Source organism: uncultured Draconibacterium sp. (genome assembly GCF_913060805.1).
Classification (GTDB): domain Bacteria; phylum Bacteroidota; class Bacteroidia; order Bacteroidales; family Prolixibacteraceae; genus Draconibacterium.
This window is the reverse complement of sequence record NZ_CAJXTC010000053.1, coordinates 15,751-30,113: the sequence shown is the minus strand read 5'-3', so window position 1 is coordinate 30,113 and position 14,363 is coordinate 15,751. Positions and strand designations below refer to the sequence as shown.

Sequence of the window (14,363 nt, the reverse complement as noted above, 5' to 3'; positions counted from 1 at the left end):
AAAAGCTGCTCCTAAAAAAGAAGCTGCTCCGGTTGTTGAAGAAGTAAAAGAAGAAGCTCCTAAAGCTGAAGCAAAAGCAGCAGCTGAAGGCGACGATCTTACTAAATTAACTGGTGTAGGACCAAAATTAGCTGAAGTATTAGTTGAAGGTGGTTTTACAACTTACGCTGAAGTTGCTGCAGCATCTGTTGAAGCAATTCAGAAAGTTCTTGAAGCAGCAGGAAGCCGCTACGCTTCTAAAGATCCACAACCTTGGATTGAAGAAGCTAAAGGTTTAGCTTAATAATATTTGATAAACCAGAGGGTTTAACCTCCCTCAAAGGAAATACGAAACTCCTGTCGGTAACGGCAGGAGTTTTTTTATGTCCACCTTTAAAGATATTTTGAATCTCATGAAATTTTGGATGGACAAATAAATAAAACTACCAAGCAAAAAAACGGGCTTTTGCCCTATCGGGCCAATTTTACTATTTGTCTTAACACAAATAGTAAACACAAAAGTCAAGGCTGCGACCACTTCACTCGGAAAAACTACGCAGCGTCGTCTAAAATTCCTGAAACTCGTCGTTCCTCCTCAAACAACAGTAATTTTTTAACGCCGTCACCACTTGTTTTCCGGCTCACCGGCCGAGGCCAGGCTCCGATGCAGCTGACGTTACATCAGTGGACGGCCTCTTTTGGGCTTTTCCCGGAGTTGAAATAAAACCATAGAGAGAGCGGGAAGCTCCGAGCGAGCGAGGAGATCACCCGTCCGAACTTAGGTTTTATGAAAACGTAGGGAAAGGCTCAAAAGCAGCCTTGAACTTTCTGCTTCGTCTTTGCTTCAAGGCAAAGATGAAGGCCGCCGGCAGGCAAAAACTTAAAATTTTAATCCATTAGATTTTACAGATGATCCAAAGTCTTCTCTTTGTCAGTTAACCTCCTTCATCAAACGCTTAGCACTTTTTAATACCATCTAAGTTTTTTGTGATATCAGAACAACAAATTTCGAATTCGTATATTTGAGTATCACTAAAAAAGAAGCGATGGATCAAAACCTACTTACATTTTCGCTGTCCGTTTTTACCGGCTTTTTCGCAATAATGAATCCCATTGCAAATACACCAATATTTTTGGGTCTCGCCGAAGGTCAAGATCAAAAAGAGAAAAAAGTAATTGCCAAACAGGCAACCATAACCGCTTTTATAATTGTAGCCAGTTTTGTAATTCTGGGGAAATATATTTTTGAATTGTTTGGCATCACTATTCCCGCCTTTAAAATTACCGGCGGAATTCTGATCTTTTATGTGGGTTTTGAAATGCTTCTTTCGCAGAAATCCAAAATTCACAGTTCGAAAGAGGTTGTCGGCAGCGACAGCATTGCCATTTCTCCACTGGCTATTCCAATTCTTGCCGGCCCGGGCACAATTGTAACCGCCATGAACCACGTTACCGATGCCAACTACCTGCACATCGCCATTGTAATTGCTATTTTTGGCTTAATGGCCTTCCTCACCTACCTGGCATTTTCGCTGAGCGACTACATCGTAAAAAAAATTGGCACCCACCTCATAACCGTCATCGGAAAATTAATGGGACTGATTCTTGCAATTATGGGAACCGGAATGGTAGTTGAAGGGATAAAACTGGCCTTCGGATTAAAATAAGTTCTAGCTGAAATTCCATTACTCTCAACTTTTCTTTAAACTTTAAACATGGTGCTTTAATCGCTGAACTTTAATCGCTGAACTTTAAACTTTTCCTATTACATTTGCGCTGCATAAAAAACAGAAAGCTATGCTCAATTTAAAATTTATTCAAGACAATCCGGAGTTAGTAGTAGAAAAACTAAAACGCAAGAATTTCGATGCTTCGGAAATTGTTTCAAACATCATAGATCTTTACGCGCAGAAAAATAAACTGCAAGGCGAAGCTGATTCGGCAAAAGCTGAAATGAATAAAATTTCGAAAGAAATTGGATTGCTGTTCCGCGAAGGAAAACACGAAGAAGCCAACGCTGCAAAAGAACGTACTGCCGAGATAAAAGAAAACATTAAAAACTTTGATGCTGATTTTGCAGCCATCGAAGAAAAGGTTTACGATTTGCAGGTTCAACTGCCTAACTTGCCTCACGAATCGGTTCCTGCCGGAAAAGGCGAGGAAGACAACGAGGTAATTAAACAAGTTGGCGAAATCCCGGCAATGGATGAAAAAGCCCTGCCACACTGGGAACTGGCAGCCAAATACAACCTGATTGATTTTGAATTGGGCGTAAAACTTACCGGCGCAGGATTTCCTGTTTACCGTGGAAAAGGAGCACAATTGCAGCGTGCGCTTATCAATTTCTTTTTAGCCGAAGCTTCAAAAGCGGGTTACGAAGAAATTCAACCACCGTTGGCCGTTAATGAAGCATCGGGTTTTGGAACCGGTCAGCTACCTGACAAAGAAGGCCAGATGTATCACATTACCGAGGACAATTTGTACCTGATTCCAACAGCAGAAGTTCCGGTAACCAACATTTACCGCGATGTAATTTTGGATGCCAAAGATCTGCCTTACAAAAACACAGCGTACAGTGCCTGTTTCCGTCGCGAAGCCGGTTCGTATGGTAAAGATGTTCGTGGTTTGAACCGCCTGCATCAGTTCGACAAAGTTGAGATTGTACAAATTGCACATCCTGAAAAATCGTATGAGATTTTGGATGGAATGGTAGCACACGTTGAAGGTTTGGTGGCTAAATTGGGTTTACCTTACCGCGTACTTCGTTTGTGTGGTGGCGATATCAGTTTCACATCAGCATTAACTTTCGACTTCGAAGTGTTCTCGGCAGCACAGGAAAAATGGCTGGAAGTAAGTTCGGTTTCTAACTTCGAATCGTTCCAGGCCAACCGCCTGAAATTACGTTTCCGCGAAGAAGGTGTGAAAAAGCCACAAATTGCACACACCCTTAACGGAAGTGCACTGGCATTGCCACGTATTGTTGCGGCACTGCTCGAAAACAACCAAACTCCTGAAGGCATTAAAATTCCTGAGGTACTGGTTCCGTTCACTGGTTTTGATATTATCAATTAAAAGATTTAGATAGAACAAAACGTCACCCTGAACTTGTTTCAGGGTCTACTGTAACAAGATGCTGAAACAAGTTCAGCATGACGAAAAATAAAAAGCCCGGAAGAAATAAATCTTCCGGGCTTTTTTATGGTGAGTACCAACGTACTCTTATTTTTTATCACTTAATAATTAAACTTCGCCGTTAGCTACCAGCCACTCAGCAATTTGAACAGCGTTTAGCGCCGCTCCCTTTTTAATCTGATCGCCAACACACCAGAAAGTAATGCTGTTCGGGTCAGTAACATCCTGGCGGATACGACCAACATAAACATCGTCTTTTCCGCTTACGAATAACGGCATTGGATATTCGTTTTTCGCCGGATTATCAATCACTGTCAAACCTTCAAATGCCTCAAAAGCTTTTGTTACCTGCTCAGCAGTTAATGGATTTTCTGTCTCTACCCAAATCGCTTCAGAGTGTGCACGTGCCACCGGAATACGCACACAAGTTGCGCTAACCTCTGCATCGGTATGCATAATCTTTTTGGTCTCCCAGTTCATTTTCATCTCTTCCTTGGTGTAATCATTATCAAGGAATACATCGATGTGCGGGATGATATTCATCGCCAACTGGTGAGCGAATTTATTTACGGTAACTGGTTTTCCTTCAACTACTTCTTTGGTTTGCTCTTCCAATTCAGCAATTCCCTGTGCACCGGCACCACTTGCTGCCTGGTAAGTTGCCACGCGAACACGTTTGATCTTCGATAGATCTTCGATCGGTTTCAACGCCACCACCATCTGAATAGTTGAACAGTTTGGGTTGGCAATAATATTGCGCGGACGGTTTTTCGAGTCCTCAGCATTCACCTCAGGCACTACCAGCGGCACATCATCAACGTAGCGGAATGCGCTCGAGTTGTCGATCATAATCGCACCGTGTTTCGTAATGGTTTCAGCATATTCTTTCGAAACGCCGGCACCTGCCGAAGTCAACGCAATATCAATATCTTTAAAGTCGTCGCCGTGTTTGAGTTCTTTAACTGTAAGCTGTTTACCCTTAAATTCGTAAGTTTTGCCGGCACTTCTTGCCGAACCAAAAATTACCAACTCGTCCATAGGAAAATCTCTTTCAGCAAGCACTTTCAGGAACTCCTGTCCAACAGCGCCGCTCACTCCAACAATTGCAACTTTCATGTTTCTTCGATTTTTAAAAATTTAAAGTCTTTTTCTGTCTAAATGTGCGTCAAAGTTAGTATTTTGCTTCTAATTGTAAATGCTATGAAACCCAATCTTCTAAAATTATTAACATACTCTTTCATCCTGTTTTTCAACCCGGTAAGCGCACAGGAAATCTGGCACGAAAGTTTTTCGGTTCCCGACAAAGGCGTTTGGGGAAATAGCGACGAAACAAGCATTATTTCTGACTTTTCAGGAATCACAAAATGGACACTCGATTATGATGAAATTTCCCTCGAAAACGAAGATGATTATGCTAAAACAGTTACAACTTCAGGCGGGCGTTTTGAGTGCCGCGATATTAACGGTGAAGTAATTTGGCGAACGGAAATCATCGATATATCTGACTATAAAAACATTACGATTCAGCTGGAAGCCAACGAAACCGGCAGTAGCACTAACCAAGAACAGAAATACCTGAAGGCATTTTTCATTCTGGATGAAGACGAACAACAAGCTTTTCAAACCAACAGCGATAATCGCGGAAACTGGGGACAAACCGTTGCCGAGCAAACCGGGATTAATGGCGATAATTTGCAAATCGTGGTTTATATAAAAAACCATTATTCATCGAACAAAGTGATCTTGGATGAAGTGATTGTTTCGGGAGAAGAAAAAAATCCGGTTATTATCGAGCCTGGCGATGTTGTTTTGAACGAGGTGCTTTTTAATCCGGTTCCAGATGGTGATGATTATGTGGAGATTTATAATAACTCGGAAAAGGAGATCCCGCTGAACAAACTTTACCTGGCTTCACGCGACAACGATTTGGAGCTGACTCAGATTTATGCACTCACCAGCGAACGAAAAAAACTTCTTCCTAACGAGTATTTGGCCTTAACCAAAGATACACATGGTGTTTTTCCGTGGTTTACTATTTCGTGTCCGGAGTGTTTTTTACAAATGGAAAAATTCCCGTCGTTTAATAACGATGAAGATTACGTTGTTTTGCTAAATAACGAACTGGAAATAGTCGACGAATTTTACTACAACGAAAAAATGCATTCACCCATTTTTTACGATCGTGAGGGAATTGCACTCGAACGTATTTCTTTTTCGCAGCCAACAAACGATGTTGCGAACTGGCATTCGGCTTCCACACAATCGGGGTATGGAACTCCCGGTTATCAGAACTCACAATTTATGAATGAGGAAGCGGAGAAAGTATCAGTGACTTTTCAACCGGAAGCTTTTTCGCCAAATAACGATGGTTATAACGACAATTATTCGATCGATCTTTCAATGGAAAGCCCTGGTTACATTTGCAACATTCTGGTATTTGACTCAGCCGGACGCCGCCTTTGCAAACTCGCTGATAATGCAGTTTTGGGAACTCACGAACAAATCTCGTGGAATGGCGAAGATGATGCAGGAAACCAACTGCCAACCGGTCCCTACATTGTAATGGTTGAAGTTTTTAATACTAATGGTACTGTGGAGCGTTTTAAAGACGGGGTGGTTTTAACTGACCGATTTGAATGAGGGATCTGCGGTTTTCAACCGCAGCTTACAATGCGGTTAAAAACCGCATATCCCCAGGAACTACATACCTAATTTGCTTAGGTATTAGATTTTTCATAATTTTACTTCATGCAAAAAAATAAATTGTACAAAGGCAGTCTTTCAACCATTGTGCTTTCGCTGTTAAAAGAGCAGGGCAAAATGTACGGTTACCAGATTACCCGCGAGGTGGAAAAAATTACCAACGGCCAGCTAAAAGTTACCGAAGGAGCACTCTATCCCACCCTGCACAAACTGGAAGCCAAAGGACTTTTGAGTGTTGAAATGGCCAAAGTAAATAACCGGGTCCGCAAGTACTATTTTATAACCGAAAAAGGGAAAAAAGAAACTGCCAACCTGCTGAATGAAATGAAAAGTTTCATTTCGAACATGGAAGTACTGATTAACCCAAAACTGGCATAAATGAACCGAACCATTACACAAGAGGAAACTGACCATCTTTTTAAAGTTTGCGAAAACCACGATGTTTCGCAGTACGATTTGCAAATTGAATTGGTGGATCACCTGGCATCATTAATTGAACAACATTGGGAAGAAAAACCGGAAGATCCATTTAAATACGCTTTATACAAGGCTCTTCAAAAGTTTGGCCCAAGCGGGTTTCAACAAATAAAAGAACAGAAACAAAAAGAGCTTGTCCGAAAGTATCACCGAACTCTATGGAGCTATCTTTTGGAGTTTTATCGTTGGCCAAAAATGCTGTTAACACTGGCTTTAAGTTTTGGTACACTTCTATTGCTTCAAAATATTAGCGAAATACACTGGCTATTCGTTTTCTACGCAGCATTAATTTGTACCGGAGCAGTAATTTACGATGTGCGCCACAAAGCAAAAAACCGTATAGAAACCAGAAATGGAACATCATTCATGCTACTTAATCAGCTAAAACAGGTTCAATCGTCTGCCATGATTTTATGCAATCTACCAACTGTTTCGTACCTCATATTTACGATGCTAAGATCTTTCGATATTAGCTTACCAAACAATAACCTTGTCTTGTTTCCAATTGCATTGCTAATTACAAGTTCACTTATTGTACTGTTTGGCTACTTTTTTTACATCCCGCAAAAAATCAAAGAACACTTTATTCAACAATTCCCCGAATTTGCAAAATAGAATAACCATGAACCGAACAATAACTCAAGAAGAAACCGAACAACTTTTCCAGTTTTGCCGAAAACATTATGTGCATCATTACGATATACAAATTGAGCTGGTTGACCATCTGGCATCGGCAATTGAAGAACAATGGGAACAAAACCCGGAGCTGAGTTTTGACGAAGGATTAAAAAACTCGTTTAGAAAATTCGGCATTTATGGTTTCAGCAAAATAAAAGATCAAAAAGAGAAAGAGCTTAGGCGAAAGTACAACCGAATGCTGTGGAACTTTATTTTGGAATATTACCGCTGGCCAAAAGTTCTTACAACTTTCGTATGCACACTTGGTTTGTTTTTGCTGTTTCAATTCATCGGGCACGCACTATGGATTGTGGCCAGTTTTGTATTATTCGTTTGTATTAGTATCATTTTGTATCATTTCCTGATTTACAAAAAATCTAAATTAAAGGTCATTCCGGGGAAAACGTTTTTACTTGTTGAGCAATTAGAACGATTTACATCCATTTATCTGGTTATTATTCAACTACCCAACTTAACCTTCCATGCTTTTAATAGTGCAGAAACTACATCTATTGAAAACAATTGGATTCTCATCGGGCTTTCATTTTTTATGGTAGCCTTTTCAGTTTTGCTTTATGGGCAGTTCTTCTACCTGCCAAAAAAGATAAAAGAACACTTTTTAGAACAATTTGCAGAGTTTGCTTTGTAACTTTTTCAAAGTACGACTGACCAACTAATAAGAAAAACAAAAAACAATAACCACTCAATTTAAAATGAAACGAAACTTCTTCTACTTTGCCTGGCGTGAATTTCTCCGTTCGGCATCGAAAAACAAAAACATGGCCACCAAAGGTATTCTTATCTTTTTTGCCATTTATTTTTCACTGGTGGCATTTTTTATGGGCTTCCAGCTTACCGAAAATCTAAAAGATCTTGAAAACCCGGTGCAGGCTTTTAATTCAATGCTATTGATTTATTTCGGTTACGAGCTCGTTCTGCGAATTATGATCCAGAACCTGCCTACCTTTGGATTTCAGCCCTTTTTATTGTTGCCGGTAAAACGTAAACGAATTGCGCGCTACATGCTCAACAAATCGTTGCTCCATTTTTTTAATGTTTTGCCATTAATACTTGGGCTGCCTTTTGTTATCCGCATTGCGGCACCAACATTGGCACCTCCCGTTTTTTGGGCCTGGCTGGCAGCGCTGTTTTTTATGATCTTTGTAAACCACTTTCTGGCGCTGTACATTAAATGGCGAACCAACGAATCAGACGTCCTTTTTTACAGTTTTCTGGGATTGGCCGCAGGTTTAACAGCCATCGACTATTTTAATATCGTCGACCTGACCGGTGGCTTTGGAAAACTCTTCGATTTTGTTGTGGCAAATCCATACGCTGCAGTAATCTTCCCAATAGCAATTGTTGCTTTGTACTTTTTAAACCAATCGTATATCAACAGTCGTTTTTATCTCGACGAACTCAGCAAAAAGAAAAAACAAGGATCTACACACGATTTCTCGTGGTTGAACAACGTTGGCGACTATGGAAAAATGTTATCACTCGAGGTAAAAATGATCATGCGCAACAAACGCCCGAAAAACACGGCCATGATGTCGGTGCTGTTCCTTTTTTACGGGCTTCTTATTTACAAAACCAATGGCGGAGAAGAGGTACCGGAGTTCATTCTCGTTTTAGGAGGCATGTTTATGACTGGTGTTTTCAGCATGATGTACGGACAGTTTTTCCCCGCCTGGCACGGCAAATATTACCCCCTGCTAATGGCACAAAACGTACGCATGAAACAAGTCATTCAATCGGCCTTTTTTCTGATGGCTGTAACCAACGTTGTTTACTACCTTCTTTCGTTGGGTTATATGTATATTACTCCGAAGGTGCTGTATATTCATTTGGTGGTAATGCTTTACAATGTTGGAGTTAACTCGTGGGTCATTTTTGCACTCGGGCTCAACAGTAAAAAAGCAATTGAACTGAACCAGCGAGCTGCATTTAACTACCAGGGTGTTGGTGCCACGCAGTGGCTGATGAGTTTCCCTGTTATTTTTGGTCCGGTGGCACTCTTCGGTTTGCTGTCGTGGGCTTTCGGAAATATCGCTGCTTATGTCGTTTTTGGTTCTTTAGGTTTGATCGGAATCATCCTTCACCCAAGATTAATCGACTATTTTACCGGGCAATATTTGAAGCGTAAACATAAAATGATTTACAACTACAAATCAACCTAGGAAGAGTAAACATTTAAAACATTCATCAACAGAAATAAATAAAACATCATGATACAAGTAAAAGACTTACAAAAAATATACAACGGAACAACTGTTCTGAATCTCGAAGATTTAACCATCGCCAAAGGCGAAGTATTTGGTCTTGTTGGAAATAACGGTGCCGGAAAAACAACTTTCTTTTCGTTGGTGCTCGACCTGATTCGGGCCAGTAAAGGCGAAGTAATAATTAACGGAATACAGGTTTCGAAAACTGAAGAATGGAAAGAGCTGGTAGCTGCCTACATCGACGAAAGTTTTACAATTGGCTACCTCACCCCTGATGAATATTTCGAGTTTATTGGCGAGTTGCGTGGCATGAATGCAAAAGACGTTTCCAACTTTTTGGAAGATTACACCGACTTTTTTAAAGATGAAATTTTGGGTAAAAAGAAATTTATCCGCGACCTGTCGAAAGGAAACCAGAAAAAAGTTGGTGTTGTTGGTGCCTTACTCGGAAATCCTGAAGTAATTGTTTTAGACGAACCATTTGCCAACCTCGACCCATCATCGCAATACCAATTGCGAAATATCATTAAAGAATTTTCGAAACAAAAGGAAAAGACTCTGTTGATTTCCAGCCACGACCTCGACCATGTTGCCGATGTTTGTTCGCGCATTGTTATTCTCGACAAAGGTGAAGTGGTTCGCGATGTGGAAAAAACAGAATCGACACTGGCCGATCTGGAAGAATTCTTTACCGGAGTGCGTAAAGAAGAATCGATGGCTGACTAGTGTTGTGTCATTTTTGAAATGACACAATACTCGAAAATACCCCCACTCACCATTATTATATGCTGTGCAATAGTAGAATAGGATTAAGTTAGATTTTTCACTATTTTTATTTTCCTTTAAAAATTGTTTTGAGCGCATGGAAAATCAAGAACAACAAGCACAACAGGCTTTTTCTAAAATGGCACAACTCTGCAGCCGTTCGGAGCAATGCTCTGCAGACATCCGCAAAAAAATTCTGACCTACGAAATTGTAGATGAAATTGTAGATGAGATCATTGAAAAACTGATCGAGGAAAAATATATCGACGACGAACGTTATGCCAAAGCCTATGTGAACGACAAATTCAGGTTCAACAAATGGGGTCGTGTAAAAATGCGCCATTACCTGCGCCAAAAAGGACTTTCGGATGCCACCATTGAAAAAGGCCTTGCAAAAATCGATGACGAGAAATACGTAAAAGTGCTGGTAAAAACCATGAAAGACAAAGCCAAAACCATTAAAAAGAAAGATAAATTCACGAAAATGGGGCAAATAATCCGCTACACGCAGGGACGTGGTTTTGAGCCAGAACTGATTCATCGGTATATGAATGAAGTACTGGATTAAGATCGTTTCCGTTGGCAGACAATTTCAACAATCACGCAACCAAAAAGCCAGTCACCGCATCTTAATGGAAAAACACAACGAATTATGAAGAGGTTTTTCCTGCTGGCCATAACATGTATTTTAGTGCTAACATCGTGTAGCGATGAAATCATTCCTCCAAAAGATTTGGTTGGAAAGTGGAACTGGATAAGCAGCACAGGCGGTATTGCAGGAACAACTTACACGCCCGAAATTACCGGAGATACTATAATTCTGGAATTCACTTCCGACTCGGTTTACAAACTATTTCGTAACGATTCATTGGTCATAAATTGTGAATTCAGCATTATTCAAGCCGAGTCTATATACGACCACGAAATTACCGATATGATTGAATGCGATGGCTACATGAGACGATCGTTTTCCTTCACGGCTTCAGGCGATCTTATCCTGGCCGATGAATTTTACGACGGATTCACCAGTCAATACGAAAGGATGGAATAAACTGCATCTCAGAATTAAATACCAAATCATTCTTTTTCAACATTACTCCCCAAAAAATCTTGCTAACTTTGGCATCCAATTAAAAATATACAATTAAATGATTTTAAAGGAACAGGTAAAAGACCTTGTTGAGCGCCGGGATGCGCTGAGGAGGCATCTTTGACTACGATGCTAAATTAATTGAACAGGAAGAAGAAGAATTAAAAACCCAGGATCCTGAATTCTGGAATAATCCCAAAGAAGCCGAAGCCCAAATGAAAAAGATCCGCACCATAAAAGTGTGGACCGACGGTTTTAAAAAAGTACACGAAGCCACCGAAGATTTTCTTGTGTTATACGAATTTTTCGAGCTGGAAGAGGCCAGCGAAGAAGAAGTTGACCAGGCGTTTGCCGAAACGCGTACGCTGATTGAAGAACTGGAAACACAAAATATGCTTCGTAACGAAGAAGACCGACTGGGAGCTGTGTTACGCATAAACGCAGGTGCCGGTGGTACTGAAAGTAACGATTGGGCCGACATGCTTTTTCGTATGTACACGCGCTGGATTGAAAAGCAAGGCTACAAAATGAAAGTGGCCGATATGCAAGCCGGCGACGAAGTGGGAGTAAAAAGCTGCACCATCGAAATTGAAGGCGAATTTGCCTACGGTTATCTGAAAAGCGAAAACGGCGTGCACCGCCTGGTGCGCTTGTCGCCATTTAATGCGCAAAATAAACGAATGACTTCGTTCACATCGGTTTATGTGGCACCGTTGGTTGACGACTCCATCGAAATTGAGATCAACCCGGCAGATATTACCTGGGACACTTTCAGAAGTGGAGGCGCCGGCGGACAGAACGTAAACAAGGTGGAAACCGGCGTTCGGTTGCGACACGCACCAACCGGAATTACTATTGAAAATACGGAGAGCCGCTCGCAGCTGGGTAATAAAGAAAATGCACTGAGGCTGTTAAAATCGCAGCTTTACGAAATGGAACTGCGCAAACGCCATGAAAAAACTGCCGAGATCGAATCGGCAAAAAAGAAGATTGAATGGGGCTCGCAAATCCGCTCGTATGTGCTGCAACCCTACAAAATGGTTAAGGATTTACGCACCAATTTTGAATCGGGGAATGTTAATGCAGTACTCGATGGAGAACTTGACGGATTTATCAAAGCATATTTAATGGAATTTGGCGGGCAATAAAACGCTGAAAACCCGCTTTATTCTTGCTTTTTTCGCCGGCTTTTTACATCTTGTAGAAGTCATCTCGTAATTTAATAACCGTTCAATTCTTCATTAAAAATGTACTCAAAAGAAAAGTTCATAAACCGCGAAATTAGTTGGTTATCGTTTAACGAAAGAGTGCTTCAGGAAGCTCAGGATCCGGAAACTCCACTTTTCGAACGAATTCGTTTTATCGGAATTTTCTCGAATAACCTCGACGAATTTTTCAGGGTGCGTGTTGCCGCCGTACGTCGTATGGTAGACCTTGGCCGCGATGAAGAAAACCTTTTGGGCGACATGACGCCTGACGAGTTGCACACCAAAATTCAGGATATTGTTATTGAGCAACAAAATAAGGTTCAGGATATTTATGCCAACATTCTTACCGAGCTGGAAGAGAACAATATTTCCATCATCGACGAGAATGACCTGACAGAAAAGCAAGGCAAGTTTGTGCGCAATTACTTTTACGAAAAAGTACTGCCCAACCTGGTGCCAATTATGCTGAGCAAAAAGAATAAGTTTCCTTATTTGCGCGATCGCTCGGTTTACCTGGCTGTTAAACTCTGGAAAAAAGAGGATCCGGAAGATTTGGCTTATTCATTGATCCGGATTCCGGGCCGCTCGGTGCCGCGTTTTTTGGTACTTCCTGAAGAGGATGGAAAACAATATGTACTTTACCTCGACGACATTATTCGTTTCTGCATGGCCGATATTTTCTTCTACTTCGATTACGACATGTATGGCGCTTACACCATAAAAATTACCCGCGATGCCGAACTCGATTTGGATGATGACATCTCGAAAAGTTTTGTGGAGAAAATGAGCCACAGCCTGAAAAAGCGTAAAAAAGGAAAACCGGTGCGGTTGATCTACGACCGCGATATGCCAAAAGACTTGCTAAAGTTTCTGCTGAAAAAGATGAAACTGGCAGAAGGCAGCGATGCCATTCCGGGTGGCAGATATCACAACCACAAAGACTTTATGAATTTCCCTGACATAGGGAAAAAGAAACATTATTACACCAAGCTGCCGCCGTTCCGGCATAAGGATTTACCGCCGTTTACGAGTATTATGAAAATGATGCGCGAGAAAGACATCATGTTGCATTACCCGTATCAAACGTTTAATCACTTTATCGACTTTTTACGCGAAGCGGCAATCGATCCGCAGGTAAAGGAAATTGGATTGACGATTTACCGTGTGGCTTCGGCATCGAAAGTGGTAAACGCACTTTTAAATGCGGTAAGAAACGGCAAAAAGGTAACAGTGATTATCGAGTTGCAGGCACGTTTTGATGAAGAGGCAAACATTTTCTGGTCGAACAAATTGCAGGAAGAAGGAGCTACCGTTATCAACGGAATTCCGGGAATGAAAGTGCACAGTAAACTGGCGTGGGTACACCGCGAGGAAGATGACATGATGCGCAATTATGCCTACATCGGAACCGGTAACTTTCACGAAGGAACAGCCCGCGTTTACGCCGACGACGGTTTGCTGACTACCGACCCGAGACTGGCTAACGAAGTGGAAAAACTGTTCGATTTCTTTAAACAGAATTTCCTTCGCCACGATTACAAACACCTGGTTGTAAGCCCGTTTACCATGCGCCAAACATGGGAAGAAAATATTGAGAACGAGATTTCGCTGGCCAAACAGGGCAAACCGGCCTGGATGACATTGAAGATGAACAGCCTCATCGACCCGAAAATGATGAAAAAGGTGTACAAAGCAGCTCAGGCAGGAGTGAAAGTGAAACTTATTGTTCGTGGTATTTTCGGGCTGCAGGTTGGCCTGAACGGATTTAGTGAAAATATTACAGCAATCAGTATAGTGGATAAATACCTGGAACATTCGCGCATATTCCTGTTTGGTGCGGGCGGAGAAGAGAAAATGTATATTTCGTCGGCCGACTGGATGCCCCGAAATTTAAACCGGCGCATTGAAGTGGCCTGCCCGATTTACGACGAAAATATTAAAACAGAGCTAAAGAAAATGCTGGAGATCCAGTTGCAGGATAACTCGAAAGCCCGAATTCTCGATCCTGAATTGTCGAATAAATATTCAAAAAAGAATACGACGAAAAAGTACCGTGCACAGGAAGACTATTACAACTATATAAAATCGGTTACGAAGAAATAATTG

At 41.3% G+C, this 14,363-nt stretch carries 14 protein-coding genes; 13 read left to right on the top strand and 1 reads right to left on the bottom strand.

Features of this window, described 5'->3' with window-relative positions:
• From QZ576_RS21060 to serS, 3 genes are all read left to right on the top strand, one after another.
• The coding region (locus QZ576_RS21060; RefSeq protein WP_297101171.1) for a helix-hairpin-helix domain-containing protein at positions 1 to 283 on the top strand (283 nt) is incomplete at its 5' end.
• Between the two features lie 742 nt (positions 284 to 1,025).
• Complete coding sequence (locus QZ576_RS21055) at positions 1,026 to 1,646, top strand: MarC family protein (RefSeq protein WP_297101167.1); 621 nt, start codon at positions 1,026 to 1,028, stop codon at positions 1,644 to 1,646.
• 130 nt (positions 1,647 to 1,776) lie between these two features.
• On the top strand, positions 1,777 to 3,051 hold the full coding sequence (gene serS, locus QZ576_RS21050; protein WP_297101163.1) for a serine--tRNA ligase: 1,275 nt from the start codon (positions 1,777 to 1,779) through the stop codon (positions 3,049 to 3,051).
• Between the two features lie 168 nt (positions 3,052 to 3,219).
• Here serS and QZ576_RS21045 read toward each other — a convergent pair whose 3' ends face one another.
• Positions 3,220 to 4,227 (bottom strand): aspartate-semialdehyde dehydrogenase, encoded by a 1,008-nt coding sequence (locus QZ576_RS21045; RefSeq protein ID WP_297101160.1) that lies wholly within the window; start codon positions 4,225 to 4,227, stop codon positions 3,220 to 3,222.
• A gap of 84 nt (positions 4,228 to 4,311) precedes the next feature.
• Between QZ576_RS21045 and QZ576_RS21040 the strand changes: the two genes are divergently transcribed.
• The 10 genes from QZ576_RS21040 to ppk1 all read left to right on the top strand — a co-directional run bounded on the left by QZ576_RS21040 (position 4,312) and on the right by ppk1 (position 14,360).
• Positions 4,312 to 5,751: a lamin tail domain-containing protein gene (locus QZ576_RS21040; RefSeq protein WP_297101157.1), complete on the top strand. Its 1,440-nt coding sequence runs from the start codon at positions 4,312 to 4,314 to the stop codon at positions 5,749 to 5,751.
• Between the two features lie 108 nt (positions 5,752 to 5,859).
• A complete protein-coding gene (locus QZ576_RS21035; protein ID WP_297101154.1) occupies positions 5,860 to 6,192 on the top strand; it encodes a PadR family transcriptional regulator in 333 nt (110 codons plus the stop codon).
• Positions 6,193 to 6,906 (top strand): hypothetical protein, encoded by a 714-nt coding sequence (locus tag QZ576_RS21030; protein ID WP_297101151.1) that lies wholly within the window; start codon positions 6,193 to 6,195, stop codon positions 6,904 to 6,906.
• 7 nt (positions 6,907 to 6,913) lie between these two features.
• Entirely contained in the window at positions 6,914 to 7,618 is a 705-nt protein-coding gene (locus QZ576_RS21025; RefSeq protein WP_297101149.1) for a hypothetical protein, read from the top strand.
• A 64-nt stretch (positions 7,619 to 7,682) separates the two neighbouring features.
• Positions 7,683 to 9,149: a DUF5687 family protein gene (locus QZ576_RS21020; RefSeq protein WP_297101146.1), complete on the top strand. Its 1,467-nt coding sequence runs from the start codon at positions 7,683 to 7,685 to the stop codon at positions 9,147 to 9,149.
• Between the two features lie 48 nt (positions 9,150 to 9,197).
• On the top strand, positions 9,198 to 9,920 hold the full coding sequence (locus tag QZ576_RS21015; RefSeq protein ID WP_297101143.1) for an ABC transporter ATP-binding protein: 723 nt from the start codon (positions 9,198 to 9,200) through the stop codon (positions 9,918 to 9,920).
• Positions 9,921 to 10,056: 136 nt separating this feature from the next.
• Positions 10,057 to 10,527: a regulatory protein RecX gene (locus QZ576_RS21010; RefSeq protein ID WP_297101140.1), complete on the top strand. Its 471-nt coding sequence runs from the start codon at positions 10,057 to 10,059 to the stop codon at positions 10,525 to 10,527.
• A gap of 84 nt (positions 10,528 to 10,611) precedes the next feature.
• A complete protein-coding gene (locus QZ576_RS21005; RefSeq protein WP_297101138.1) occupies positions 10,612 to 11,010 on the top strand; it encodes a hypothetical protein in 399 nt (132 codons plus the stop codon).
• Positions 11,011 to 11,107: 97 nt separating this feature from the next.
• A protein-coding gene (gene prfB, locus QZ576_RS21000) for a peptide chain release factor 2 (RefSeq protein ID WP_297101135.1) occupies positions 11,108 to 12,197 on the top strand; the annotation gives its coding sequence in 2 pieces (ribosomal slippage) (positions 11,108 to 11,170 and positions 11,172 to 12,197; 1,089 coding nt in all).
• A gap of 99 nt (positions 12,198 to 12,296) precedes the next feature.
• Positions 12,297 to 14,360: a polyphosphate kinase 1 gene (gene ppk1, locus QZ576_RS20995; protein ID WP_297101132.1), complete on the top strand. Its 2,064-nt coding sequence runs from the start codon at positions 12,297 to 12,299 to the stop codon at positions 14,358 to 14,360.
• The last annotated feature ends 3 nt before the right edge of the window (positions 14,361 to 14,363 follow it).